The sequence below is a fragment of the Pseudomonas sp. P106(2024) genome (genome assembly GCF_057480815.1).
Genome location: NZ_JBLIYU010000001.1, coordinates 355,084 through 381,106 on the forward strand (window position 1 = coordinate 355,084; position 26,023 = coordinate 381,106).

General features: G+C 66.5%; 25 protein-coding genes and 1 other RNA gene. 12 read left to right on the forward strand and 14 right to left on the reverse strand.

The genetic code is table 11. The features are described from left to right. Window positions 1–76: 76 nt before the first annotated feature. Window positions 77–1,222 (reverse strand): acetylornithine deacetylase, encoded by a 1,146-nt coding sequence (gene argE, locus AC25M7_RS01590; protein WP_069015903.1) that lies wholly within the window; start codon window positions 1,220–1,222, stop codon window positions 77–79. A 128-nt stretch (window positions 1,223–1,350) separates the two neighbouring features. On the opposite strand from argE, the gene AC25M7_RS01595 reads away from it, so the two are divergent. Then, complete coding sequence (locus tag AC25M7_RS01595) at window positions 1,351–2,730, forward strand: CYTH domain-containing protein (protein ID WP_062359866.1); 1,380 nt, start codon at window positions 1,351–1,353, stop codon at window positions 2,728–2,730. Window positions 2,731–2,802: 72 nt separating this feature from the next. Here the strand turns inward: AC25M7_RS01595 and AC25M7_RS01600 are convergent, their stop codons facing one another. Next, a complete protein-coding gene (locus AC25M7_RS01600) occupies window positions 2,803–3,273 on the reverse strand; it encodes an Lrp/AsnC family transcriptional regulator (RefSeq protein ID WP_062359868.1) in 471 nt (156 codons plus the stop codon). A gap of 126 nt (window positions 3,274–3,399) precedes the next feature. Between AC25M7_RS01600 and AC25M7_RS01605 the strand changes: the two genes are divergently transcribed. The 3 genes from AC25M7_RS01605 to AC25M7_RS01615 all read left to right on the forward strand — a co-directional run bounded on the left by AC25M7_RS01605 (window position 3,400) and on the right by AC25M7_RS01615 (window position 5,903). Next, entirely contained in the window at window positions 3,400–3,714 is a 315-nt protein-coding gene (locus AC25M7_RS01605; protein WP_062359870.1) for a hypothetical protein, read from the forward strand. 99 nt (window positions 3,715–3,813) lie between these two features. Further along, window positions 3,814–5,496 (forward strand): GspE/PulE family protein, encoded by a 1,683-nt coding sequence (locus AC25M7_RS01610; protein WP_062359872.1) that lies wholly within the window; start codon window positions 3,814–3,816, stop codon window positions 5,494–5,496. Window positions 5,497–5,588: 92 nt separating this feature from the next. Continuing rightward, window positions 5,589–5,903 (forward strand): DUF2388 domain-containing protein, encoded by a 315-nt coding sequence (locus tag AC25M7_RS01615; protein WP_028688550.1) that lies wholly within the window; start codon window positions 5,589–5,591, stop codon window positions 5,901–5,903. A 93-nt stretch (window positions 5,904–5,996) separates the two neighbouring features. Here the strand turns inward: AC25M7_RS01615 and gcvP are convergent, their stop codons facing one another. The 10 genes from gcvP to AC25M7_RS01665 all read right to left on the reverse strand — a co-directional run bounded on the left by gcvP (window position 5,997) and on the right by AC25M7_RS01665 (window position 18,353). Beyond that, window positions 5,997–8,870, reverse strand: a complete 2,874-nt coding sequence (gene gcvP / locus AC25M7_RS01620; protein WP_486970654.1) for an aminomethyl-transferring glycine dehydrogenase — start codon at window positions 8,868–8,870, stop codon at window positions 5,997–5,999. Window positions 8,871–9,009: 139 nt separating this feature from the next. Continuing rightward, window positions 9,010–9,393, reverse strand: a complete 384-nt coding sequence (gene gcvH / locus AC25M7_RS01625; RefSeq protein WP_028688552.1) for a glycine cleavage system protein GcvH — start codon at window positions 9,391–9,393, stop codon at window positions 9,010–9,012. Between the two features lie 48 nt (window positions 9,394–9,441). Beyond that, window positions 9,442–10,524, reverse strand: a complete 1,083-nt coding sequence (gene gcvT, locus AC25M7_RS01630) for a glycine cleavage system aminomethyltransferase GcvT (RefSeq protein ID WP_028688553.1) — start codon at window positions 10,522–10,524, stop codon at window positions 9,442–9,444. Between the two features lie 124 nt (window positions 10,525–10,648). Then, window positions 10,649–12,271 carry an ABC transporter permease gene (locus AC25M7_RS01635; protein WP_486970655.1) on the reverse strand — a complete coding sequence of 541 codons (1,623 nt, stop codon included), beginning with the start codon at window positions 12,269–12,271 and terminating at the stop codon, window positions 10,649–10,651. Window positions 12,272–12,387: 116 nt separating this feature from the next. Beyond that, window positions 12,388–13,389, reverse strand: a complete 1,002-nt coding sequence (locus AC25M7_RS01640; RefSeq protein ID WP_028688555.1) for an extracellular solute-binding protein — start codon at window positions 13,387–13,389, stop codon at window positions 12,388–12,390. Window positions 13,390–13,540: 151 nt separating this feature from the next. Further along, entirely contained in the window at window positions 13,541–14,758 is a 1,218-nt protein-coding gene (locus AC25M7_RS01645; RefSeq protein ID WP_486970729.1) for a 2-octaprenyl-3-methyl-6-methoxy-1,4-benzoquinol hydroxylase, read from the reverse strand. A gap of 9 nt (window positions 14,759–14,767) precedes the next feature. Further along, complete coding sequence (locus tag AC25M7_RS01650; protein ID WP_241411350.1) at window positions 14,768–15,250, reverse strand: DUF4442 domain-containing protein; 483 nt, start codon at window positions 15,248–15,250, stop codon at window positions 14,768–14,770. Beyond that, window positions 15,247–16,446 (reverse strand): 2-octaprenyl-6-methoxyphenyl hydroxylase, encoded by a 1,200-nt coding sequence (ubiH, locus tag AC25M7_RS01655; protein ID WP_486970656.1) that lies wholly within the window; start codon window positions 16,444–16,446, stop codon window positions 15,247–15,249. The genes AC25M7_RS01650 and ubiH overlap by 4 nt, the downstream gene beginning before the upstream one ends. Continuing rightward, window positions 16,443–17,777, reverse strand: coding sequence for a Xaa-Pro aminopeptidase (gene pepP, locus AC25M7_RS01660; protein WP_028688559.1), 1,335 nt, complete (start codon window positions 17,775–17,777; stop codon window positions 16,443–16,445). The genes ubiH and pepP overlap by 4 nt, the downstream gene beginning before the upstream one ends. A gap of 21 nt (window positions 17,778–17,798) precedes the next feature. Further along, window positions 17,799–18,353 (reverse strand): YecA/YgfB family protein, encoded by a 555-nt coding sequence (locus AC25M7_RS01665; RefSeq protein WP_028688560.1) that lies wholly within the window; start codon window positions 18,351–18,353, stop codon window positions 17,799–17,801. A gap of 146 nt (window positions 18,354–18,499) precedes the next feature. Between AC25M7_RS01665 and AC25M7_RS01670 the strand changes: the two genes are divergently transcribed. The 4 genes from AC25M7_RS01670 to AC25M7_RS01685 all read left to right on the forward strand — a co-directional run bounded on the left by AC25M7_RS01670 (window position 18,500) and on the right by AC25M7_RS01685 (window position 19,890). Next, the gene (locus tag AC25M7_RS01670) at window positions 18,500–18,709 is read left to right on the forward strand and encodes a TIGR02449 family protein (protein WP_028688561.1); all 210 of its coding nucleotides are present in this window, start codon (window positions 18,500–18,502) and stop codon (window positions 18,707–18,709) included. Then, window positions 18,706–19,023 carry a cell division protein ZapA gene (locus tag AC25M7_RS01675; RefSeq protein ID WP_028688562.1) on the forward strand — a complete coding sequence of 106 codons (318 nt, stop codon included), beginning with the start codon at window positions 18,706–18,708 and terminating at the stop codon, window positions 19,021–19,023. Before AC25M7_RS01670 ends, AC25M7_RS01675 begins: the two co-directional genes overlap by 4 nt. A 17-nt stretch (window positions 19,024–19,040) precedes the next feature. Beyond that, window positions 19,041–19,220, forward strand: a non-coding RNA gene (ssrS, locus tag AC25M7_RS01680) — 6S RNA. Window positions 19,221–19,281: 61 nt separating this feature from the next. Then, the gene (locus tag AC25M7_RS01685) at window positions 19,282–19,890 is read left to right on the forward strand and encodes a 5-formyltetrahydrofolate cyclo-ligase (RefSeq protein ID WP_028688563.1); all 609 of its coding nucleotides are present in this window, start codon (window positions 19,282–19,284) and stop codon (window positions 19,888–19,890) included. 16 nt (window positions 19,891–19,906) lie between these two features. Here the strand turns inward: AC25M7_RS01685 and AC25M7_RS01690 are convergent, their stop codons facing one another. Continuing rightward, entirely contained in the window at window positions 19,907–20,062 is a 156-nt protein-coding gene (locus AC25M7_RS01690; protein ID WP_011536298.1) for a hypothetical protein, read from the reverse strand. A gap of 176 nt (window positions 20,063–20,238) precedes the next feature. Between AC25M7_RS01690 and AC25M7_RS01695 the strand changes: the two genes are divergently transcribed. The 4 genes from AC25M7_RS01695 (at window position 20,239) to AC25M7_RS01710 (ending at window position 25,572) form a co-directional block, all read left to right on the forward strand. Then, entirely contained in the window at window positions 20,239–20,688 is a 450-nt protein-coding gene (locus AC25M7_RS01695) for an EVE domain-containing protein (RefSeq protein WP_028688564.1), read from the forward strand. A gap of 93 nt (window positions 20,689–20,781) precedes the next feature. After that, complete coding sequence (locus AC25M7_RS01700) at window positions 20,782–21,741, forward strand: HlyD family secretion protein (RefSeq protein ID WP_028688565.1); 960 nt, start codon at window positions 20,782–20,784, stop codon at window positions 21,739–21,741. Then, entirely contained in the window at window positions 21,738–24,461 is a 2,724-nt protein-coding gene (gene rbbA / locus AC25M7_RS01705; protein ID WP_486970657.1) for a ribosome-associated ATPase/putative transporter RbbA, read from the forward strand. The genes AC25M7_RS01700 and rbbA overlap by 4 nt, the downstream gene beginning before the upstream one ends. Before the next feature lies 1 nt (window position 24,462). Continuing rightward, window positions 24,463–25,572 carry an ABC transporter permease gene (locus AC25M7_RS01710; RefSeq protein WP_062359883.1) on the forward strand — a complete coding sequence of 370 codons (1,110 nt, stop codon included), beginning with the start codon at window positions 24,463–24,465 and terminating at the stop codon, window positions 25,570–25,572. On the opposite strand, the gene AC25M7_RS01715 is transcribed toward AC25M7_RS01710, so the two are convergent. Then, window positions 25,573–25,974: a flagellar basal body-associated protein FliL gene (locus AC25M7_RS01715; protein ID WP_028688568.1), complete on the reverse strand. Its 402-nt coding sequence runs from the start codon at window positions 25,972–25,974 to the stop codon at window positions 25,573–25,575. Window positions 25,975–26,023: the final 49 nt, after the last annotated feature.

Below are 26,023 nucleotides of genomic sequence, written 5' to 3' on the forward strand. Positions count from 1 at the left end.
AAAGGCGCACAACGTTCGAAAGTCATCGTCGGAACAGGCTTGCGGTCACGCGCGGTCTCCTCTGGTCAGGGAAAGATCAATGGCTCAGGCAATAGTGCCGGATCAGGTCACGGAGTAGACGCACAGTAGGCTCGATTCGCGACATTTCCAGGTATTCGCCGGGCTGGTGGGCGCAGGCGATGTCACCCGGGCCGAGCACGATGGTCTGGCAACCGAGCTGCTGAAGATAAGGCGCTTCGGTGCCAAAGGCCACCGCTTCGGCGCGGTGACCGGTCAGGCGTTCGGCCAGGCGCACCAGTTCACTGTCGGCGTCCTGCTCGAATGGCGGTACTTCGGGGAACAGCGGCGCATAGTCGATACGCACGTCGTGGCGTTCGGCCAAAGGCGCGATCTTGCCGCGAATCGCCGCGCGCAGCTGCTCGACATCCATGCCCGGCAGCGGGCGCAGGTCGAACTCCAGGGCGCACTGGCCACAGATGCGGTTGGGGTTGTCGCCACCATGGATGCAGCCGAAGTTCAGAGTCGGCGTCGGCACCGTGAACTGCGGGTTGCGGTACTGCTCCTGCCAGGTACGACGCAGGCCCATCAGCTCGCCCATCACCGCGTGCATGGCTTCCATGGCGCTGCGGCCCAAGCTCGGATCCGACGAATGGCCACTGCGCCCGAGGATGTCGATACGGTCCATGAGGATGCCCTTGTGCATCCTGATCGGCTTGAGCCCGGTGGGCTCGCCGATCACCGCCGCCCGTCCGAGCGGCTGGCCGGCCTCGGCCAGAGCGCGGGCGCCGGACATCGAGCTTTCCTCGTCGCAGGTGGCGAGGATCAGCAGCGGTTGCTTGAAATCGTGCTCAAGCAGCGGGATGACCGCGTCGATGACCAGGGCGAAGAAGCCTTTCATGTCGCAGCTGCCCAGCCCGACCCAGCGACCATCGACCTCGGTCAGCTTGAGCGGATCGCTGCGCCACAGCTGCGGGTCGTAGGGCACGGTATCGCTGTGTCCGGCCAGCACCAGGCCGCCCGGGCCGGTGCCGCGGCTGGCCAGGAGGTTGAACTTGCCGGGGCTGACCTGCTGGATCTCGCAGGTGAAGCCCAGGTCGCCCAGCCAGCCGGCCAGCAGGTCGATGACCGCGCGGTTGGACTGGTCCAGCGCAGGCTGGGTGCAACTGACCGAGGGCGCGGCGATCAGGGCGGCGAACTGGTCTTTCAGCGACGGCAACGGCATGCGCGGACTCCTCGACGGCGTGAAAGGCATCATAACAATGGCGACCCGTCACCTGGCAATCCACAGCATCCTCGTGGAGCAAGTACTGTAGACTGCCCAGCAACGATGCCCCTCCTTCCGAGCCCGCGATGCACAAAGAAACCGAACTCAAACTCCGCGCCAGCCGCGAGACCCTTGCCGCCCTGCGCGAGCACCCCCTGCTGAAGAAGCGCAACAAGTCCGGCTGGCAGACCCGCGAATTGCTCAACCAGTACTTCGACACCCCCGAGCGCGACCTGTCCGCCGCCCGTGTCGCCCTGCGCCTTCGCCGTGATGGCGAGGTCATCATCCAGACCCTCAAGTGCCGTGGTCAGAGCGTCGCCGGCCTGTCCGAGCGCAACGAGCACGAGTGGCACCTGGACAAGGTCAAGCTCGACCTGAAGAAGCTCGACGCCACCTGCTGGCCCGAGCAACTGGCCGAGCTGGACAAGAAGACCATCAAGCCGCTGTTCACCACCGACTTCACCCGCGAGTACGCCGAGATCGCCTGGGGCCGTGGCAAGGCGAAGGTGGTGATCGAGGCCGCGCTGGACCAAGGTTTCGTGATCGCCGGCAAGCGCAAGGAAGAAATCTGCGAGCTGGAGCTGGAACTGCGTGAAGGTCCCCCTGAGGCGCTGTTGGAGCTGGCCGCCGAGCTGGCCGCCAGCCTGCCACTGATGCCCTGCGACATCAGCAAGGCCGAGCGCGGCTACCGCCTGCTCGATCCGGACAGCTACGAGTTGGGCCTGCCGGTGACCGAACTGCAGGCCGAGATGCCGCTGGACGACGCCTACGCCGCCCTCGCCTGGCAACTGCTGGGCAGCAGCCAGCGCTTGGCCGAGCAGTATCGCCACAATGGCCACTGGCGCCTGCTGCAGGACTGGGTCCGCTGCCTGGCCGAACTGCGCGCCCTCACCGCAAGCCTCGGCCAGGCCGCGCCGCGCCCGACCACCCGTGCCCTGCGCGCCAGCCTCGACGCGCTGCTGGAAGACTGGCGCCCGCTGGTGCTGGCCGGCAACGATGACGAGGACATTCGCCGCGCCGCCCCCGAGCAGTTCGCCGAAGAACTGGAAGACCCGCGCTGGGGCCAGTTCTCCCTGGAGACCGCACGTTGGCTGAGCGCCCGCGCCTGGACCGCCGAGCGCAAGGGCCGTGGCGAGCGCCAGGGCAAGGCGCAGCTGGCCAGCTGGCTGCAGCACCTGCTGGGTGAGGAGTCTCGCGCCCTGAAGCTGCCGCTGTACGTGCAGCGCCCGGAAGACCTGGCCGAACAGCTGCCACGCATCGAATGCGTGCAGAGCTGGCTGCACCACGCCCGCCAGGTGCTGGACCTGCCGCAACAGGACCGCCTCTACGGCGAGCTGAACAAGCTGCACGAACTGGCCGAGCACCCCCTGGTGGAAGAAGGCAAGGAAGAACTGCTCGAAGCCCGTATCGAGCAGGCCCGCGCCATTGAGCAGAACCGCGCCTGGAAACACCTGCTCAAGGCCTGAGTCCGCGCTGCCCGCTCCTGCACTTCGTGGGAGCGGCGGTGCGCCGTTGCGACTTGCCCCGCGATCGACTCGTCAGGGTCTCAATGGCAAGCTCGTGGTCGACTTGATCTCCGACAACGCCACGATCGAGTTCACTTCCTGGATACCCGGCACGTTCGACAGCTTCTCGAAGAAGAACCGCTCATAAGCCTCGATATCCGAGGTAACGATGCGCAGCAGGAAGTCCACCGCCCCCATCAGCACGTAGCATTCCAGCACTTCGGGAAACCCGCGGATCGCCTCGGTGAACTCGGCGAAGTTCGAGCGCCCATGCGCATTGAGTTTCACCTCGGCAAAGATCTGCGTGTTCAGCCCCACCTTCTTGCGATCCAGCAGGGTCACCTGCCCGCGGATCACGCCCTCCTCCCTCAAGCGCTGGATGCGCCGCCAGCATGGCGACTGCGACAGGCCCACGCGCTCGGCGATCTGCGCGCTGGACAGCGACGCGTCCTCCTGCAGCAGCTCGAGGATGCGCCGATCATAGGCATCCAATCCACCATGCATTATCAATTCTCCAGAACTCAACTTTGCGAATTAAACTATTCTCAATAGATAGAAAACGCTCAAATCATAGCGAAAAAATACCACCGCCAGCGTGCAAGAATTTCTTCACTTTCGTGGAGAAACGCCATGCACTCAGCCGAACAGCCCAGGATCGATGCCTGGGCCCCCAACACCGCCCACAGCACCGTCCACTATCGCCTGCAGGCCGAGGCGGAACCGGACAGCCTGTGCCGGGTGCTCAACCTGTTCGCCCTGCAGTTCCTCACACCACATAGCGTCCAGGTCAACCAGTGCGATGACCTGCTGGACATGGAAATCGGCATCGGCGGCCTGAGCTGGCACCGCGCCGAAGTCATCGCGCAGAAGCTGCGCAACCTGGTCTGCGTGGCCGATGTCAGCCTGGAGTGCCGGCCACGCCTGGCGCAGGCCGCCTCGGCCTGAACGCCCCCTGGCAAGATTCCGAAACCCTTTATTCACCCCACCATTGCGTCCTCTGACTAGCCTTGCCAGCGTCATGGATCACCTGGCAGGGATCTCGCCATGTTTGCCAACGCTAGCCAAGACCTGGACCTGAACCGGCTGCTCGACGCCTTGCTCGCCGAACAGCGGATCGCCGCCTGCGATGCGCTCAAGGCGCTCGAGCGGGCCAGGCAACACCCTGACGAGCATCCCCTGGAGCTGATCGCCGCTCTGGCCCTGGCAGATCCGTTACACCCTGGCCAGCACCTGGACCTGCATGCGCTCTGCCACTGGTTGGCCGATCAGGTGGGCCAGCCATTCCTGCACATCGACCCGCTGCAGGTCGACCTGGCACAGGTTGCCAGCCTGATGTCAGCGGCCTTCGCCGAACGTCACGGCATCCTCGCCGTGGCGCTGGACGACAGCAGCGTGACCGTGGCCAGCGCCCAACCCTATCGACGTGACTGGGAGGCCGACCTGTGCCACGGCCTGGGCAAGCGCGTGCAACGTGTGCTGGCCAGCCCCCGGCAGATCCGCCAACTGACGCCCACCTTCTTCGGCCTGGCGCGTTCACTGCGCAATGCCCAGCAGCCCCCGGCGCCCGGGCTCGGCGAACTGGAGCAGCTGCTGGAGCTGGGTGCCAGCCAGGCCCAAGCGGGCGCCGAGGATCAGCATGTGGTGCGCATTGTCGACTGGGTGCTGCAGTACGCCATCGAGCAGCGTGCCAGTGATATTCACCTGGAACCGCGCCGCGAACTGGGCCACCTGCGCCTGCGCATCGATGGCCTGCTGTACCCTGTCTACGCCTTCCCGGCGGGCGTCGCACTGGCCATGGTCAGCCGCCTGAAGCACCTGGGTCGGATGAACGTGGCGGAGAAGCGTCGGCCCCAGGACGGCCGCCTGAAAAGCCGCCTGCCGGATGGCGCGCAGATCGAGCTGCGCCTGTCCACGTTGCCCACGCCATTCGGCGAGAAGCTGGTGCTGCGTCTGTTCGATCCGCAGCTACGCCATGAAACCCTCGAGCACCTCGGCCTGGAGGCGCCCTTGCTGGCCCAGTGGAAAACCCTGCTGCAACGGCGCCAGGGCATCCTGCTGGTAACCGGCCCCACTGGCTCGGGCAAGACCAGCACCCTCTACGCCAGCCTGCGCCACCTGGCCACGCCCCAGGTCAACCTGTGCAGCATCGAGGACCCCATCGAGCGCCTGGAGCCGGCGATCAACCAGCTACAGGTGCAACCCGGCCTGGGCCTGGGCTTCGCCGATGGCGTGCGCGCTCTGCTGCGGCAGGATCCGGACATCATCATGATCGGCGAGATCCGCGACCAGGAAACCGCCCAAGTGGCGGTACAGGCGGCGCTGACCGGCCACCTGGTACTGTCCACCTTGCACACCGACGATGCCTGCGCGGCAATCACCCGCCTGCAGGAGCTGAAGGTGGCCGACTACCTGATCAGGGCCACGTTGCTGGGGGTTATGGCCCAACGGCTGGTGCGCACCTTGTGTCCTGCCTGCCAAGGCATGGAACACACCGATCGCCCCGCCTGCCAGACCTGTCGGGGCAGCGGCTTTCATGGCCGCACCGGGCTGTTCGAGCTGCTACGGGTCGACAGCGCGCTACGCCAGCGCATCACCCCAGGCGCCGACCTGGAAGTCCTGCGCCAGCAGGCGATCGCTGATGGCCTGCACGACCTGCGCCGCAGCGGAAGCCGCCTGGCCGAGCAACGGCTGACCTCCATCGAGGAGGTGCTACGGGTCTGTGGATAAGTAAGAAATCTCCCGTGTGGTCGGGAACTTGGCCGCGGTAAAACGGATCAAATCGGCATTCCGACAGCCCTCATCGACCGAGGTGATTCATCATGCGTTTCAAAACAGCCATCGCAGCCACCGTCCTCTGTTCGCTGCCCCTCGGCTCGGCCATGGCCGACACGTTCTGGCGCAACATCATCTCCTCCGGTGCCACCACTGCCTCGACCTACCTGACCTTCAAGGACCACAAACTGATCGTCGCCGCCCAGGACGATGCCGGCAGCTTCGTCGCCAGTGAGGGCGCCATCCGCGGTCCGTTCCTGGAAGCCGCGATTCGCCAGGTACGCGCGGACAACCCGGGCGTCCAGGCCAGCGACATGGAACTGGCCAACGCGATCCTGGCCAAGAACGCCGTGGCCGAGTAAGTCCCGGGCTGCTTTGCAGCCCATCGCAGGCAAGCCGGCGATGGGCCGCACAGCGGCCCCAATGCAAGACAGTTTCCCCTCCCACGCCAGACGCTAGCGATACGCCTCCACCGGCACGCACGCACAGAACAGGTTCCTGTCTCCATACACGTTGTCGACCCGGTTCACCGCCGGCCAGTACTTGTGCTGACGCGCGTGAGCGCTGGGGGCGATGCCCTGCTCGATGCTGTACGGCCGGTCCCAGGGCGCGAGCACGTCGGCCAGGGTGTGCGGCGCATGCTTGAGCGGATTGTCCTCGGCCGGCCAGTTGCCCTCCTGAACTTGGGCAATCTCGGCCCTGATCGCCAGCATCGCCTCGACGAAACGGTCCAGTTCGGCTTTCGACTCGCTCTCGGTGGGCTCGACCATCAGCGTGCCCGGCACTGGGAACGACATGGTCGGCGCATGGAAGCCGTAGTCCATCAGGCGCTTGGCCACATCTTCCTCGGTGATGCCGGTCAGCGCCTTGAGTGGCCGCAGGTCGAAGATGCACTCATGGGCCACCCGCTGGTTGCGCCCACGGTAGAGCACCGGGAAGGCATCGCGCAGTTGGCTGGCCAGGTAGTTGGCGGACAGGATCGCCACCTCGCTGGCATCGGCCAGTTGCGGCCCCATCATGGCGATGTACATCCAGCTGATCGGCAGGATGCTGGCACTGCCCCAGGGCGCCGCGCTCACCGCGCTGTTGGTCGGCTCCAACCCCGGCACCGGCACCACCGGGTGGCTGGCGACGAACGGCTTGAGGTGGGCGCGAATGCCGATCGGCCCCATGCCCGGGCCACCACCGCCATGGGGGATGCAGAAGGTCTTGTGCAGGTTCATGTGCGAGACGTCGGCACCGATGTCCGCCGGTCGCGCCAGCCCGACCTGGGCATTGAGGTTGGCGCCGTCCATGTACACCTGCCCGCCATGCTGGTGCACCACCTCGCAGATCTCGCGGATCCCCTCCTCGTACACGCCGTGGGTGGAGGGGTAGGTCACCATCAGGCATGACAGCCGCTCGCCGGCGGCCCGGGCCTTGGCCTTGAGGTCGTCGAGATCGACGTTGCCGTCTTCGTCGCACTCCACGATCACCACCTCCATGCCGGCCATCTGCGCCGATGCCGGGTTGGTGCCATGGGCCGAGGACGGAATCAGGCACAAGGTGCGCCCGGGCTGGTGGCGGCTGCGGTGGTAACGGGTGATGGCCATGAGCCCGGCATATTCGCCCTGGGCACCGGAGTTGGGCTGCATACAGATGGCGTCAAAGCCGGTGATCGCGCACAACCAGCTTTCCAGCTCGTCGATCATCGCCTTGTAGCCTTGCACCTGGGCGGCCGGGGCGAAGGGATGCGGCAGGGCGAACTCCGGCCAGGTGATGGGGATCATCTCGCTGCTGGCATTGAGCTTCATGGTGCACGAGCCCAGCGGAATCATCGACTGGTTCAGCGCCAGGTCCTTGTTCTCCAGCTGCTTGAGGTAGCGCAGCATCTCGGTTTCGCTGTGGTGCAGGTTGAACACCGGATGCCCGAGGATTGGCGTACGGCGCATCAGCGCCCCAGGGATGCCCTCGGGCAGCGCCTGCTGGTCGAGCGTGGCGATGTCCAGGCCATGGTCGACGCCGAGGAAGATATCCAGCAGCTTGAGCACCGTGGCTTCGTTACAGGTTTCGTCCAGGCTCACGCCCAGGTGCCCGCGTCCGAGGATGCGCAGGTTGATGCGGGCGGCCTCGGCGCTCTCGATGATCGCCGCCTGGGTACCGCCGACATCCAGGGTCAGAGTGTCGAAAAAGTGCTGATTGAGGCGCTTGATGCCCTTCGCCTCGAGGCCGGCGGCAAGGATGAAGGTCAGCCGGTGCACCCGCTGGGCGATGCGCTGCAGGCCCTCGGGGCCGTGGTAGACGGCGTAGAAGCCGGCGATGTTGGCCAGCAGCACCTGGGCTGTGCAGATATTGGAATTGGCCTTCTCCCGGCGAATGTGCTGCTCGCGAGTCTGCAGGGCCATGCGCAGCGCGGTGTTGCCGCGGGCATCGCGGGACACCCCGATGATGCGCCCGGGCATGGCCCGCTTGTAGTCGTCGCGGCAGGCGAAATAGGCCGCATGCGGCCCACCGTAGCCCATCGGCACGCCAAAGCGCTGGGTCGAGCCGAGCACCACGTCGGCTCCCAGTTCGCCCGGCGGCGTGAGCACCACCAGGCTGAGGATATCGGCGGCGACGCAGGCCAGGGCCTGCTGGGCGTGCAACTGGTCGATCAGCGGGCGCAGGTCGCGCACCTCGCCATGGGTGTCCGGGTACTGCAGCAACGCCCCGAACACCTTGTGCTTGGCCAGGTTATCCACAGAATCGATGATCAACTCGAAACCGAAGCCCTCGGCCCGGGTCTTGAGCACCGACAGGGTCTGCGGGTGGCAGTGCTCGTCGGCGAAGAAGGCGTTGCTCTTGCTGCGCGCCACGCGCCTGGCCATGGCCATGGCCTCGGCGGCGGCGGTGGCCTCGTCGAGCAACGAGGCATTGGCCAGGGCCAGGCCGGTGAGGTCGATGACCATCTGCTGGTAGTTCAGCAGCGCCTCCAGGCGCCCCTGGGCGATCTCCGGCTGATAGGGCGTGTAGGCGGTGTACCAGCCGGGATTCTCCAGCACGTTGCGCAGGATGACGGTGGGGGTGATGGTCGCGTGGTAGCCCATGCCGATCAGGCTTGTCCACAGCTGGTTCTGCGCGGCATGGCCCGCCAGCCTGGCCAGCGCGGCCTGCTCATCGAGAGCCGGCGGCAGGTCCAGCGGGCGGTTGAAGCGGATGCCGGGCGGCACCGTCTGCTCGATCAGCTCGCTGCGGCTGGCGACGCCGAGGGCATCGAGCATGGCCTGCTGCTCCTGGGCATCGGGCCCCAGGTGGCGGCGCAGGAAGGGGTTGGGCTCTTGCAGTTGATGCAGGGATGGCGACTGGGACATGGCGACGATCTCTTCCTGGACCAGTTCTCATGGGAGACTTACAAGTCTAGGAAGGATTGCCGGATGTGCGGGGATTATTGCATTGGCCGTGCAGGCCTCATCGCGGGGCAAGCCCTCCCCCACGATGAGGCCAGTCCTGTCACTCGCCGATCAGGGCTGCGTAACCAGCGGCATCCAGCAGCTTGCCCAGCTCAGCCGGGTTGCTTGGCTTGAGCTTGAAGATCCACGACTCGTAGGGTTCTTCGTTGAGCAGCTCCGGGCTATCGGCCAGTTCTTCGTTGACCGCGATCACCTCGCCGCTTACCGGTGCGTAGATGTCCGACGCAGCCTTGACCGACTCGACCACGCCAGCGGCGTCGCCAGCAGCGAACACCTTGCCGACTTCGGCCAGCTCGACGAACACCACGTCACCCAGGGCTTCCTGGGCGTGGTCGCTGATACCCACGGTCACTGTGCCATCGGCTTCCAGGCGGGCCCATTCATGGCTTTCGGCAAAACGCAGGTCGGCGGGGATATTGCTCATGTCTTGTCTTCCTCGATTGGGTCAGCGGTCGGCCCGCCATTTGAGTGTTCAGATCAGGATCTTGCCATGGCGCACGAAGGTCGGCTTGACCACCCGCACCGGGTACCACTTGCCGCGGATCTCCACTTCGGCACGGTCGCCGGTGGCCATGGGCACGCGGGCCAAGGCAATGGATTTGCTCAGCGTAGGCGAGAAACTACCACTGGTGATCTCTCCTTCGCCAATCCCGGATACACGGACCACCTGGTGGGCACGCAGTACTCCGCGCTCCTCGAGCACCAGGCCGACCAGTTTTTCCTTCACGCCCTGCTCGATTTCCGCCAGCAGGCCGGCACGGCCGATGAACTCGCGGCTTGCCGGCTCCCAGGCGACGCTCCAGCCCAGGTTGGAGGTCAGCGGGGTATGGGCTTCGTCGATGTCCTGGCCATATAGGTTCATGCCGGCTTCCAGGCGCAGGGTGTCACGCGCGCCCAGGCCGCTCGGGGCAATACCGGCGCCGACCAGGTCGTTGAAGAATGCCGGGGCCTGCTCGCCGGGAAGGATGATCTCCAGGCCGTCCTCGCCGGTGTAACCGGTGCGGGCGATGAACCAGTCACCGTCGGCGAGGCCTTCGAAGGGGCGCAGTTCGCGGATCAGCGCGGCACGCGAGGCGCTGAGCAGGGCGGCGACCTTTTCCCGGGCATGGGGGCCCTGGATGGCGAGGATGGCCAGTTCGGGGCGGACTTTGAAGCCAACCTTGAATCCTTCGCTCTGCGCTTGCAGCCAAGCCAGTACCTTGTCGCGGGTAGCGGCGTTGGCCACCAGGCGATAGCCGTCCTCGGTGCGGTAGGCGATCAGGTCGTCGATCACCCCGCCATCGGCGTTGAGCAAAGGGCTGTAGAGGGCCTTGCCGGGGCTTTCCAGACGCGTCACGTCATTGGCCAGCAGGTGTTGCAGCCAGGGCGTGGCGGCGCAACCTTCGATATCGATGACGGTCATATGGGAGACATCGAAGACCCCGCAGTCGCTGCGCACCTGGTGGTGCTCCTCGACTTGCGAGCCGTAATGCAGGGGCATGTCCCATCCGCCGAAATCGACCGTCTTGGCGCCGAGCGCCAGGTGCAGGTCATACAGAGGCGTACGCTGTCCCATGGGTTTCTCCTTCCGGGCGTGGCGAGGCGGCGGCGGTCGGCGATGTTCAGGCATCACCTGTTCTTGTAGGACCCGTCGCTGCGAATGCCGCGCATTGTAGCCGCAAGGAAGCGGCGTGACACCCTCAGCGCGGGTGTCCCGGACGATGGGCCGAGCGACGGATCAGGCCGATCACCGGCAGCAGACCGACCAGCACCAGGGTCAGGGCCGGCAGCGAGGCCCGTGCCCATTCGCCCTCGCTGGTCATCTCGAACACACGCACGGCCAGGGTGTCCCAGCCGAACGGGCGCATCAGCAGGGTCGCCGGCATCTCCTTCAACACGTCGACGAACACCAGCAGGGCGGCGCTGAGCGCACCGGGCACCAGCAGCGGCAGATACACCTTGAAAAACAATCCCGGCCCGGCGACCCCGAGGCTGCGTGACGCCTCCGGCAACGACGGGCGGATCCGCTCCAGGCTGCTTTCCAGCGGGCCATAGGCCACGGCGATGAACCGCACCAGGTAGGCCAGCAGCAGGGCCGACAGGCTGCCCAGCAACAATGGCTTGCCCACCCCGCCCAACCATTGCGACAGCGGCACCACCAGCTGGTTGTCCAGGTAGCTGAACGCCAGCATGATCGACACCGCCAGCACCGAACCCGGCAAGGCATAGCCGAGATTGGCCAGGCCGACCCCGGCACGGATGGCCGTGGTCGGTGCCTGGCGCCGGGCGAAGGCCATCAGCATGGCCACGCTGACCGTGATCAGCGCCGCCATGGCGCCGAGATACAGGGTGTGCATGACCAGGCCGAGGTAGCGCTCGTCCAGGTCATGCCGGCCCCGCTGCCAGAACCACGCCAGCAACTGCAGCATCGGGATGACGAAGGCGCAGGCGAACACCAACAGGCACCAGCCGCTGGCGGCCAGGGCCTTGATGCCCCGCAAGTTATACAGTGCCTGGCCCCGTGGTCGCTCGTTGCCACTGCGGCTGGCGCCCCGGGCACGGCGCTCGCCATACAGTACCAGCATCACCGCCAGCAGCAGCAGGCTGGCCAGCTGCGCCGCGCTGGACAGGCTGAAGAAGCCGTACCAGGTCTTGTAGATGGCGGTGGTGAAGGTGTCGAAGTTGAACACCGCCACCGCGCCGAAGTCGGCCAGGGTCTCCATCAGTGCCAGGGCGATACCGGCGCCGATGGCCGGGCGCGCCATGGGCAGGGCCACCCGCCAGAACGCCTGCAACGGCGACAGCCCGAGCACCCGCGCGGCCTCCATCAGGCCCTTGCCCTGGGCCAGGAACGCGGTGCGCGCCAGCAGGTAAACGTAGGGATAGAACACCAGCACCAATACTGTGATCACCCCGCCGGTGGAACGTACCCGCGGCAGGCGCATGGGCCCGAACACCTCGCGCAGCGCCGTCTGCACGGGGCCTGCGAAGTCCAGCAGACCGACGAAGACGAACGCCAGGACATAGGCCGGAATCGCGAACGGCAGCATCAACGCCCAGTCCAGCCAGCGCCGACCGGGAAATTCACAGAGGCTGGTCAGCCAGGCCAGGCTCACCCCCAGCACGGTCACGCCGGCGCCAACGCCGACCACCAGCGTGAGGGTGTTACCCAGCAGGCGGCCCATCTGGGTGTCGAGCAGGTGCGACCAGATCTGCATATCGACCGATTGCCAGGACAGCAGCAGGACACTCAGCGGGAGCAGGACCAGGGCGGCGGTCAGGGAGACCGGCAGGTACCAGCGGCGTTGGGGGGTGTGAGGCAAATCGAAGGTCTCGATGACTGGGCGATAGCATCGCGGGGCAAGCCCGCCCCCACGTCTGCATGGTTCGTGGGAGCGGGCTTGCCCCGCGATTGGTTCTCAAGGATAAGGCGACAGGCTCAGTTCCAGCCAGCCCGGTCCATCAAACGAATGGCTTCGGCCTGGCGCTTGCCGGCGACTTCCACCGGAATGCTGTCGGCCTTGAAGCTGCCCCAGGCCGCGACTTCCGCAGAAGGCTTGACCTTCGAATTGGCCGGGAACTCCTGGTTGATGTCGGCGAACAGCTTCTGCGCCTCTTCGCCGGTCATCCACTCCACCAGTTTCTTCGCCGCTTCCGGATGCGGTGCGTGCTTGGTCAGGCCGATGCCCGACAGGTTGACGTGCACGCCGCGATCAGCCTGGTTGGGCCAGAACAGCTTCACCGGCAGGTCGGGCTTCTCCTTGTGCAGGCGCCCGTAGTAGTAGGTGTTGACGATGCCCACGTCGCACTGGCCGGCGGCAATGGCCTGGAGCACCGCGGTGTCGTCGGAGAACACATCGGTGGACAGGTTGTTGACCCAGCCCTTGATCAGCTTCTCGGTCTCGGCCTCGCCGTGGTTTTCGATCAGCGTGGCGGTCAGCGACTGGTTGTAGACCTTCTTCGCCGTGCGCAGGCACAGGCGGCCCTCCCAGTGCTTGTCGGCCAGAGCCTCGTAGGTGGTCAGCTCCGCCGGTTTGACCCGGTCGGTGGAGTAGGCGATGGTCCGCGCGCGCAGGCTCAGGCCAGTCCAGTCATGGGACGAGGCACGGTACTGCGGCGGGATATTCTGGTCGATGACCGCCGACTTGATCGGCTGCAGGATGCCCATCTGTTCGGCCTGCCAGAGGTTGCCGGCATCGACGGTGAGCAGCAGGTCGGCCACGCCGTTCTCGCCCTCGGCCTTGATGCGCTGCATCAACGGAGCTTCCTTGTCGGTGATGAACTTGATCTTGACGCCGGTCTTGGCGGTATAGGCGTCGAACACCGGTTTGATCAGCTCGTCGATGCGCGAGGAGTACACCACCACTTCATCGGCCGCCTGGGCGGTGCCGCCGAAGAGAGTGAGGGCCAGGGCGGCCATTAGGGGCTTGCGGGGCAACATCGGGGGACTCCTCGCTGGGTTGAGAGGTGTAAATGGTAGTGAATCCCATTTTCCTGCTCATCTGCTTAGCCGTTACCGGATGTTGCAAAGGGCCGCTGCGCAGTCCTTTCGCCGGCAAGCCGGCTCCCACAATGTCAGCGGCCCAGCGATATCAGGCCCTGGCCAGCGCCGGCAGATCTCCGGACAACCCCAGCGCCTGGCGCACGAACAGCGCCTTGGCCTCGGGCATCTGCTCAACCAGCTTCAAGCCGCTGTTGCGCAACCAGCGCAAGGGCAGCGGATTGGCCTGGAACAACCGCTCGAAGCCTTCCATCGCCGCCATCAACGCCAGGTTGTGCGGCATGCGTCGCCGCTCGAAACGGCTCAGCACCTTCACATCGGCCAGGCGCTCGCCACGCTCGCAGGCGCGGACCAGTTCCTCGGCCAGCACCGCGGCATCGAGAAAGCCCAGGTTGACCCCCTGCCCGGCCAACGGGTGAATGGTGTGGGCGGCATCGCCGATCAGCGCCAGCCCCTCCTCCACGTAGCGCTTGGCATGGCGCTGGCGCAGCGGCACGCAGACCCGCGGATCCGCCTCCAGCACATCGCCCAGACTCCCCTCGAACGCCCGTTCCAGTGCCTGGCGGAAGCTCGCGTCGTCCATCGCCATAGCCTGCTCGGCCTGCTCCGGGGTGGTCGACCAGACGATCGAGCACCAGTCCTGGCGACCATCGCGGCTGAGCGGCAGGAATGCCAGCGGGCCTTCGTCGGTGAAACGCTGCCAGGCCGTGGCCCGGTGCGCCTCGCTGCAGCGCACGCTGGTGACGATGGCGTGGTGCAGGTAATCCCATTCACGGGTCGCGCAGCCGGCCAGGCGGCGTACCGCCGAGTTGGCGCCATCGGCTGCGATCACCAGCGGCGCGCGCAGCTTGCGGCCATCGGCCAGGGTCAGCAGCCACTCATCGCCGGAGCGGCGCAGCTGCTCCAGGCGGGCGTTGGCCAGCAGCCCGACATCGCTGTCGTGCAGGCGCTCCAGCAGGCCGTCCTGGACCACGCGGTTCTCGACGATGTGACCCAGCACCTCGGCATGCACGCTGGCCGCGGAGAAATGGATCTCGCCAGTGCCGCTACCGTCCCAGACGTGCATGTCCGAATACGGCGAGACACGGCGACGGGCGATGCCGTCCCAGGCCCCGAGGCGCTCGAGAATGCGCTGGCTGGCCGCCGACAGGGCGCTTACCCGCGGCTCGAAAGGTGCCTCGCCGTCAAACGGCTTGACCGTCATCGGCCCGCCGTCGAGCAGGAGCACCTCCAGGCCACTGTGGCGCAAGGCCAAGGCCAGGGCACTGCCGACCATACCGGCACCGACAATCAACAGATCTGCGCGCATTTCCATGCCTTACGCCTGCCTCGCTTGCGGCTTGAGCCGCACGTATAGGGTTTTGTCGACCCGCGCCACCAGCTCGCCGGCACCGTCACGGATCTCCACCTGCAGCCGGGGCAGGTACTTCTTGCCGCTGGCGGTCTGCTGGCGGATCTCGTCCAGCAGCGCGTCGTCGACGTGGAATTCGGCATACACCGGGCCCTTGCCCGGGGTGATGAAATCAATGCTGGCGGCCTTGTCCCAGACGATGTAGTCACGCCCCAGCTGCTCGATCAGCAGCAGCATGTAGAACGGGTCGACCATCGCGTACAGGCTGCCACCGAACTGGGTGCCGACGTAGTTGCGATTCCACCGCGTCAGCTTCATGCGCACCTTGACGCTGCGCATGTCCGGGCTGATTTGCTGGATATGGATGCCGGCGCCCAGGTAGGGCGGGTAGAAGTTCAGCAGCCAGCGCAGCATCCGCGCCCGCCGTGCGAGCCTGCGCGCCGCGCTCATGGGCGACCTCGCGGGTCGGGGCGCGTGCCCAGGCCCATGGCCTGGCGGGCGAACCAGCTTTTCGCCGGCGGCAGCAGGTCCAGGCCGAGCAGGCCGAGGTTGCGCCCGGCAGCCAGCAATGGCTGGCTGCTGCCGAACAGGCGGGTGACCTGGTCGGAGAAGCCGATGGTCAGGGCCTGGTCGAGGCGCTGGCGCTGGTGGTATGCCTGCAGCGTGGCCAGGTCGCCCGGCAACGCCGGGCCGGCCAGCAGGGCGTCCGCCAGCGACTGCACGTCGCGCAGCGACAGGTTGAAGCCCTGGCCGGCGATCGGGTGCAGGCTGTGGGCGGCGTTGCCCAGCACCACCAGGTGCGGGCGTACCTGCTCCTCGGCCTCGACCAGCGACAGCGGATAGAGATGGCGGGCACCGACCTGGCGCAAGGCGCCGAGGCGGTAACCGAAGGCCTCCTGCAGCTCGCGCAGGAAGCTGCGCTCGTCGAGCTCGGCCAGCCGCCTGGCGTCCATCCCCTGGCGGGTCCAGACCAGCGCGCAGCGGTTGTCCGCCAGCGGCAGCAAGGCCATCGGCCCTTGTTCGGTGAAGCGCTCGAACGCCTGGCCGGCGTGGGCTTCGCCCGGGGTGATGTTGGCGATCAGCGCGCTCTGGTCATAGGGCGTGTTGCGCACATGGATGCCCAGTTGCTCGCGCAGGCCCGAACGACCACCGTCGGCCAGCACCGCCAGGTCGCATTCCAGCGACGTGTCGTCATCCAGCTGCAAGCGATAGCCGCCGGCAATAGCCTGCATCGCCTGCACCTGCGCCGGGCAACGCCAACTGATCACTTCGTCGTCGATGGCCTGCCACAGGCACTGGCCAAGCCAGGCGTTCTCCACCACATAGCCGAGAGCCGGCACGCCTTCTTCCAGGGCGTCCAGGCGGGTGGCGCCGAAGCGGCCGCGGTCGGACACCTGGATCTGCCGGATCGGCTCGGCGCGGCGGCTGATGGTCTGCCACAACCCCAGGCGATCGTAGATCTGCCGGGTGCCGTAGGACAGCGCCGAGGAACGTGCGTCATAGCTGGGCTGGAAACTGTCGCCGGGCGCGAACGGCTCGATCAGCAGGATCTTCCAGCCACGGGCCTTGGCCGCGCCCTGCAGCGTCAGGGCCAGGCTCGCGCCGACCAGGCCGCCACCGATGATCGCCAGGTTGACTCGGTTCATGCGGCGTCCTTGCGGGCGTCTCGCATCAGCGCCTCGATCTCGGCGACCGTGCGTGGCACGCCTGAAGTCAGGATTTCACAGCCTTGTCTGGTCACCACCACGTCGTCCTCGATCCTTACCCCGATGCCGCGCCATTTCTTCGCCACCGCCTGGTTGTCGGCAGCGATGTAAATGCCAGGCTCGACGGTCAGCGCCATGCCCGGCTCGAGCACGCGCCACTGGCCACCGACCTTGTATTCGCCCACGTCGTGCACATCCATGCCCAGCCAGTGTCCGGCGCGGTGCATGTAGAAGGCGCGGTAGGCCTCGCTGTCGATCAATGCCTGCACCTCGCCCTTGAGCAGCCCCAGCGCCACCAACCCTTCGGTAATCACCCGCACGGTCGCCTCGTGGGCGTGGTTCCAGTGCTTGCCCGGGGCGATCTCGGCGAACGCCGCGGCCTGGGCCGCGAGCACCAGCTCATAGATGGCTTTCTGTTCCGGCGAGAACCGCCCGCTGACCGGGAAGGTGCGGGTGATGTCGCTGGCGTAGCAATCGATCTCGCAACCTGCGTCGATCAGGACCAGGTCGCCGTCCTTGAGCGGCGCGTCGTTCTGCTGGTAGTGCAGGATGCAGCCATTGCGCCCGGCGGCGACGATCGAGCCGTAGGCCGGCATCTTCGCCCCGCCCTTGCGGAACTCGTAGTCCAGTTCGGCTTCCAGGCTGTACTCGTGCAGTCCGGGGCGGCAGGCCTGCATGGCGCGCACGTGGGCCCGGGCGGAAATCGCCGCGGCCTCGCGCATGACCTTCACTTCCGCCGCCGATTTATACAGGCGCATGTCGTGCAGCAGATGATCCAGGGCAACGAACTCGTTCGGCGGCTGGGCGCCGAGGCGGGCCTTGGAACGGATCACGTTGATCCACTCCATCAGCCGGCGGTCGAACTCGGGGTTGCTGCCCATGTTGCTGTAGACCCGCTCGCGCCCTTCGATCAGGCCCGGCAGGATCTCGTCGATATCGCTGATGGGGAAGGCGTCGTCGGCGCCGAAATCGCGCACCGCGCCTTCCTGGCCGGCGCGCAGGCCGTCCCATTGCTCGCGTTCGGGATTGCGCTCGCGGCAGAACAATACGTACTCGCCATGCTCGCGTCCCGGAATCAGGGCGATCACCGCCTCGGGTTCAGGAAAGCCGCTCAGGTACTGGAAATCGCTGTCCTGGCGGTAGACATGCTCGACATCGCGGTTGCGGATGGCAACCGCGGCCGCCGGCAGGATGGCGATACTGTTGGGGACCATCTGCGCCATCAGCGCCTTGCGCCGACGGGCGTACTCCGCCTTGGGTATGTGGCTCATGGGCAAACGACCCCGTTCAGATCAGTGCAGCGATGGCTTTGGCGCGGGCGCTTGCGGCTTGGCCAGCTCCGTGTACAGCAGCAGCGGGGCGACGCGCAGGTACTCCATGACTTCCATGTAGTCGCTCTCGCCGTCCTCGGACTCTTCCAGCGCTTCCTGGACCTGGGAAATGGCCACCAGGTCCTGGAGCACTTCCTTGGCATCGGTGGACAGGTCCTTGCCGCCGGCGTTCAGGCCGAAACCGGTGATGAAGCCCTGGCACCACTGCCCCAGCGCGGTGGCACGGTCGGCCAGCGCGGCGTCGTCGGAAGGCAGCAGCAGGACGATGGCGACGTCCTCGCCGGTCAGCTCGGCCTTGACCATCTCTTGCAGGCCGACCAGGGCGTTGCGCACCGAGTCACCGGGCTCGGTCTCGAGCAGCTGGGCGGCGTCGGCCAGCCAGGCATCGGCATCGAAGCCGGCGCCGGCGCAGCTGCGGCCGATCAGCAGGCCATGCAGCTCGGCGGGAGTGACAGGGTGGCCATTGCTCGAAAGCAACATGGCGAAGGCGATGTAGGGCGATTGGGTATTGGGCATGGGCAGCTAGGCGCCAGACGGCGCAATGACTAGAATGGAGACCTTGTATCCTAGCACCGGCAGGCGCGCCAAGACCATCGGCACTGGCCGTCGCGCCCTTGGGGCAGGCATGATCGTCAGGCGAGTCAAGGAATCGAGTGCAATCCATGCAAGAGAACGACCTGCAAGCGCTGATGGGCCGGTTCGAGTTGCTGATCGAACGGGTCGAGCAACTAAAGCGGCAAAATGCACTCTTAGTAGCTCAGGAACGAACCTGGCGCGAGGAGCGCGCCCACCTGATCGAAAAGAACGAGATCGCCAAACGCAAGATCGAATCGATGATCCTGCGCCTCAAGGCCCTGGAGCAAGACTCATGAGTTCAAGCAATAGCGTCACCGTCCAGATCCTCGACAAGGAATACTCGATCATCTGCCCGCCCGAGGAGCGCAACAACCTGGTCGGCGCCGCCCGTTACCTGGACGGCAAGATGCGCGAGATCCGCAGCAGCGGCAAGGTGATCGGTGCCGACCGCATCGCCGTGATGGCCGCGCTGAATATCACCCACGAGCTGCTGCACCGCCAGGAACGCCCCGAAGTGACCAGCGGTGGCACCACCCGCGAGCAGGTGCGCGACCTGCTGGAGCGGGTCGACCAGGCCCTGTCCGACGATCCGGTTAGCAAAAACGACTGAGATTGGTATACTGGCGCCACTCCCTGGGGGATGCGCCAGTCGGTTATGTCCCTGAGCCGATACGCACAACCACGGGGGTTGCACGCTGGGGCAGGTGTGCATGTCCGCCCGACGGAAAGCCTTAACGCCCCCTGCAATCTCCACCTTGAACTTTCGGGTTCAAGGGCTACACCGATAGCGGTCTTGTCGGGGAGCCTGCATTCAGAACTGCCCGCCTCCAACGGCGGGCTTTTCGTTTCTTCTGGGATCGCCCGTGCCATGACCGACACCGCGCCGCTTACCCGCCCCCAGCTTCGCCGTCTCCTGCGCAACGCTCGCCGCGCCCTCACACCCGCCCAGCAACGCCAGGCCGCCGAAGGCCTGTATCGCCAACTGGCGCAGGATCCGCTGTTCCGCCGCGCCCGGCATATCGCCCTGTACCTGCCCAACGACGGCGAGATCGACCCGCGCCTGCTGCTGCGCGAGGCGCACAAGCGCGGCAAGCGCGTCTACCTGCCGGTGCTGCACGCCTGGCCGCGCACGCGCATGGTGTTCCAGCGCTTCGAGGCCGGCGAGGCACTGCGCCCGAACCGGTTTCGCATCCTGGAGCCGGTGATCGAACGCAAGCGGCAACGGCCGATCTGGGCGCTGGACCTGATCCTGCTGCCGCTGGTCGGTTTCGACGAGGTGGGGGGACGCCTGGGCATGGGCGGAGGCTTCTATGACCGCAGCCTGGCCTACCAGGGCCGGCGCAAGGCGTGGAAAAAACCACTGCTGCTGGGGCTGGCGCACGAATGCCAGAAAGTGGAGCGACTCAACCAGGCGAGCTGGGATGTACCGTTGCAAGGCACGGTCTCGGACCGTGGCTGGTACCTGGCGCCCAAGTGAGGCGCGCGAAGGGGAATCAGCGGTGCTGTTGCTGCGCCGGATCGACAGGCGCCTGCTGATAGGCGGCATCCAGCTTGCGTTCCCACAAACCTTGCGCGTAACCGGTGGTGACCACGCCCAGCCCGAAGATGAACGCCAGGATCCAGAGCAGGTCCGGTTTACGTTGTTTCATTGATTGCCCCCCAAGAACAACTGTCCAGGCTCGGCGGCTTTCTTGATGGCTGCCGGAGCGTATAGCTTAAAATCGGCGCATTTTCCGACAACATGAGCCGCCAGGCAAACGTTGACGCCAACCGACTGTCGGTTTCATGCAACGAGTTATTTCAAACTTTTTCAGGAGCAGCCTCCATGGCCTACTGGCTGATGAAATCCGAGCCCGACGAGCTTTCCATCGAAGCCCTGGCACGCCTGGGCAGCGCCCGCTGGGACGGGGTGCGCAACTACCAGGCGCGCAACTTCCTGCGGGCCATGAGCGTAGGCGACGAGTTCTTCTTCTACCACTCCAGTTGCCCGCAACCGGGTATCGCCGGTATCGCCCGAATCAGCACCGCCGCCTACCCGGACCCGACCGCCCTGGATCCGCGCAGCCACTACCACGACGCCAAGGCCAGCGCCGAGAAAAACCCATGGAGCGCAGTGGATGTCGAGCATGTGCGGACGTTCCGCCAGGTACTCGGCCTGGGCCTGCTCAAGCAGCAGGCGGCGCTCGAGGAACTGCCCCTGGTGCACAAAGGCAGCCGCCTGTCGGTGATGCCGGTGAGCGCCGAGCAATGGGCCGCGATTCTCGCGCTGAGCTGATTGTGCGGCTATTGTCAGGGGTTTGACTAATATCAACGCGCAAGGAAGCGCGTCGCGCCAGGATAAGGCGTGCCAGCCGCAGGATGCAGACCGATGAATCGAAAAGCCCCCAGAATCTTCGCCTCCGCCTTGGTATTGCTGTTGCTGGCGGCAGGCGGGCTGGGCTACTGGAAGTCCCTTCACGACCGCCTGCCCGAAGGCCTGAGCATGGGCAACGGGCGCCTCGAGTCCACCGAGGTGCAGATCGCCAGCAAGATCCCCGGACGCCTGGCCGAGGTGCTGGTCGACGAAGGCGACAAGGTCACCCGCGGCCAGTTGCTGGCGCGCATCGACACCCGCACGATGGAAGCCCAGCGCAGCCAGGCCGAGGCCGAAGTGCTGCGCGCCCGGGAGAACTACGCCGCTGCACAAGCCAGCGTGCAGTTGCGCCAGAGCGAGCTGTTGCTGGCCAGCCAGGAGCTTAAGCGGATTCGCGAGATCTACCAGCGCAAGTTCGCCAGCCAGCAGTTGCTCGACCAGCAGCAGGCCCGCTACGACACCGCCACCGCGGCCTTGGTCGCGGCCCGGGCCCAGCTGGCGGCGATCAAGGCCGCCATCGGCGCCGCCGAGGCCCAGGTCGCCCAGCTCACCAGCGAAATCGACGACAGCAGCCTGCGCGCGCCCATCGACGGCATCATCCAACTGCGCCTGGCAGAGCCCGGCGAAGTACTCGGCGCAGGCGGCCGGGTGCTGATGCTGATCGACCCCAGCGACCAGTACATGAACCTCTACCTGCCCGCCGCCACCACCGGCCGGTTGACCGTCGGCGACCAGGCGCGGATCGTGCTCGACGCCCTGCCGGACAAGGCCCTGCCGGCCAAGGTGGCGTTCGTCGCGGCCAAGGCGCAGTTCACCCCGAAGCAGGTCGAGACCCGCGATGAGCGGCAAAAACTGGTGTTCCGGGTCAAGCTGCGCCTGACCGAACCGAGCGCCGTGCCCCAGGCCAAGCCGGGCATGCCCGGCGCCGGGTACGTGCGCACCGCCGACGTGGGCTGGCCGGCCAACCTGCAATGAACGCGGCGATCGCCCTGCGGGCCGAAGGGGTCAGCCACCGCTATGGCGACCTGCAGGCCCTGCACAGCCTCGCGTTCAGCCTGCCGGCCGGGACCCGCTGCGGCCTGATCGGCCCGGATGGCGCCGGCAAGTCGACCCTGCTCGGGCTGATCGCCGGGGTCAAGCGCCTGCAACAGGGCGAGTTGCAGGTACTCGGCGGCTCGATCCGCCAACGCCGCCACCGCACCGCGCTGTATCCCAAGGTCGCCTTCATGCCCCAGGGCCTGGGCAACAACCTGTACCCGGAGTTGTCGATCCGCGAAAACATCCGTTTCTTCGCCACTCTGTTCGGCCTGGGCCGCGCCGAATGCGAGCAGCGCATGACCAGCCTGCTGCGCGCCACCGACCTGGAGCGCTTCGCCGAACGCCCGGCCGGCAAGCTCTCGGGCGGCATGAAGCAGAAACTGGGGTTGTGCTGCGCGCTGATCCACGAACCGGACCTGCTTATCCTCGACGAGCCGACCACCGGCGTCGATCCACTGTCACGGCGGCGCTTCTGGGAGCTGGTCGAGCAGGTGCGCGCCCAGCGCCCGCAACTGACCCTGCTGGTGGCCACCGCCTACATGGAGGAGGCCGAGCAGTTCGAGCATTGCCTGATGCTCGACGCTGGCCGCCTGCTGGCCGCCGGCCTCAGCCGCGAACTGGCGGCGATTACGCCCAGCGGCAAGCTGGACGACGCCTTCACCCACTTCCAGGGCGCCGGACGACCACAGCCCGAGCCCTTGCGCATCCCGCCACGCCAGGCCGACGGCGGGCCGATTGCCATCGAGGCCCACGACCTGACCCTGCGTTTCGGCGACTTCACCGCGGTGAATAAGGTCAGCTTCGCCATCGGCCGCGGCGAGATCTTCGGTTTCCTCGGCTCCAACGGCTGCGGCAAGACCACCACCATGAAGGTGCTCACCGGCCTGATGCCGGCCAGCGAGGGCAGCGCCAGTCTGCTTGGCCGCCCGGTGGATGCTGGCGACCTGGCCACGCGCAAGCGGGTCGGCTTCATGTCCCAGAGCTATTCGCTGTATGGCGAGTTGAGCGCCCGGCAGAACCTCGAACTGCACGCTCGCCTGTTCGACCTGGCCAAGGCCGACAGCGCGCCGCGCATCGCCGAGCTCATCGAACGCTTCGACTTAGGCGCCATCGCCGACCAGCCGTCCGGCGCCCTGCCCCTGGGCCTGCGCCAGCGCCTGTCGCTGGCCGTGGCGGTATTGCACCGCCCGGAAGTGCTGATCCTCGACGAGCCGACCTCGGGTGTCGACCCGGCGGCCCGCGACGACTTCTGGCGCCTGCTGGTGGAGTTGTCCCGCGAGCAGGGCGTGACCATCTTCCTGTCCACCCATTTCATGAACGAAGCCCTGCGCTGCGACCGCATCTCGCTGATGCACGCCGGCCGGGTGCTGGCCTGCGACACCCCGCAGGCCCTGCAAGTCAGGTTCGGTGGCGACACCCTGGAAGACGCGTTCGTGCGTTGTCTCGAACAGGCCCAGGACGCGCCCCCCCAGACACAAGCCGACACCACGCTGGATCAGGCCGCTGCCCCAGCGCCCGCCCTGCGCCAGGCCTTCAGTCTGCGTCGCCTGCTGGCCGTAGCCAGCCGCGAAGGCAAAGAGCTGCTGCGCGACAAGGTGCGTCTGGCCTTCGCCCTGGCAGGGGCGTTGTTCATGATGGTGATCTTCGGCTATGGCATTTCGCTGGATGTGGAGAACCTCGCCTTCGCCGTGTACGACCAGGACCAGAGCCCGCAGAGCCGCGCCTACCTCGAGGCCTTCCGGGGCTCGCGCTATTTCGCCGAACAGGCGCCGATCCGCGATGCCCGCCAGTTGCACCAGCGCCTGCAACGCTCGGAGATCAAGCTGGCCCTGGAGATCCCGCCGGGCTTTGGTCGCGACCTGCATGCCGGGCGCCAGCCGGTGGTGGCCGCGTGGCTCGATGGCGGCATGCCGTTCCGCGCCGAGACCAGCCGCAACTACGTCGAGGCCGTGCACCAGGCCAACCTGGAGCAGCTGGCCGCCCTCGGCCCGCACCCGGTGGCGCGCCAGCAGCCGGTACGCCTGGAGACACGCTTTCGCTACAACCAGGACGTGGTCAGCGTGAACGCCATCGGCCCCGGCGTCATGGCGCTGATCCTGGCCTTCATCCCGGCCATGCTCACCGCGCTGGGCATCGTGCGGGAAAAGGAACTGGGCTCGATCACCAACTTCTACGCCACCCCGCTGACCCGCCTGGAGTTCCTGCTCGGCAAGCAGGCGCCCTACCTTGCGGTGAGCCTGGTCAACCTGGCGCTGCTGGTGGCGATGAACCGCTGGCTGTTCGGCGTGCCGCTCAAGGGCAGCCCGCTGGCCCTGGCCTGCGGCGGCCTGGCCTACCTGCTGGCGACCACCAGCCTGGGCCTGCTGATCTCGGCATTCACCCGCACGCAGATCGCGGCGATCCTCGGCACCATGATCATCACCAGCCTGCCTACCATCCAGTTCTCCGGCCTGATCGTGCCACGCTCGTCGCTGGACGGCGCGGCGGCGCTGATGGGCCAGTTGTTCCCGGCCGGCTACTTCCTCGACATCGCCGTCGGCACCTTCACCAAGGCCTTGGGCCTGCGCGAGCTGTGGCCGCAGTGCCTGGCACTGCTGGGCTTCTTCGCCGCCTTCACCGGGCTGAGCCTGGCCATGCTGAAAAAACAGGAGGCCTGAGATGAGCCGCCTCTCCCACACCCTGCGCCTGGGCCTGAAGGAACTCACCAGCCTGCGCCACGACAGCGTGTTGCTGCTGTTCCTGCTGTACGCCTTCAGCGTGGCGATCTACATGCCCGCCGCCGGCTCCGTGATCGGCGTGCACAACGCCAGTGTCGCGGTGGTCGATGAAGATCACAGCGCCGTCTCGCGCAAGCTCGCCGAGTCGCTGCAGCCGCCCGAATTCCAGCCCGCCGTAGCACTACCGGCAAATCGGCTGGACCAGGCCATGGACAGCGGGCAATACACCTTCGTGATCAATGTGCCGGTGAACTTCCAGGCCGACCTGCTGGCCGGGCGCTCACCAGAGCTGCAGGTCAACGTCGATGCCACGGCCATGAGCCAGGCCTTCATGGGGGCCGGCTACATCGGCCGGATCTTCGAACGCGAGCTGCTTGAATACGCAGGGCGCAGCACCAGCAGCCCGGCCCTGCTCAACCCGAAGGCACTGTTCAACCCCAACCTCGAAGGCGGCTGGTTCCTGGCGGTGATCCAGATCGTCAACAACATCACCATCCTGGCCATCATCCTCACCGGCACCGCGTTGCTGCGCGAACGCGAGCACGGCACCCTCGACCACCTGCTGGTGCTGCCGCTGACGGCGCTGGAAATCATGCTGGCGAAGATCGCCAGCAACGCCCTGGTGGTGGTGGCCTGTACCTGGATTTCGCTAGAAGTGGTGGTCAAGGGCGCCCTGGGCGTGCCGCTGGCGGGCTCGATGGGGCTGTTTTTGGGGGTGACCGCGCTGTACCTGTTCGCCAGCACGGCACTGGGCATCTTCCTCGCCACCCTGGCGCGCTCGACGCCGCAGTTCGGCCTGCTGGCGATTCCGGTGATCATCCCGATGCTGCTGCTGTCGGGGGGCAGCACGCCGCTGGACAGCATGCCGCAGTGGCTGCAGTGGGTCATGCAGGGCTCGCCCTCGACCCACTTCGTCAGCCTCGGCGCGGCGATCCTGTTCCGCGACGCCGGGCTGAGCGTGGTGTGGCCGGATGTGGCGGCCCTGGCCGCGATCGGCCTGGTATTCTTCGGCGTGGCTTTGGCGCGCTTTCGCCGCAGCCTCGCCGCCTGATCACTGCACGATCAGGTTGTTGAACAGCAGGTCCTCGACGATCGGCTTGCCCTCTTCGGATTCCATCACCTGCTGCACCTGCTTCAGGGCTTCCTGGCGCAGTTTTTCCTTGGCCTCGACGTTGCTCATGTTGTCCACGCCCTGCTGGGTGAACAGCGCCACCAGCTGGTTGCGGATCAGTGGCTCGTGGTGCTTGACCGCAGCGGCGGCGGCATCGCCGGTCACGCGCAGGGCGACATCGGCCTTGTACACGCGCAGCTTGGGGCCGCCGTCGAGGGCGTAGTTGCCGACGAAGGGCGGGCTGAGGCTGATGTAGGCGACCTTGGGCTCGCCTTCCTTTTCCTCGGCCATCGCCGCCACTGGCAGCATCAAGGCCAGCACCATCAAGATCCACGCTTTCACGAATTCGCTCCTCAATACAGTTGGCGCCAGCTTACCCAGCGCGCCGGCC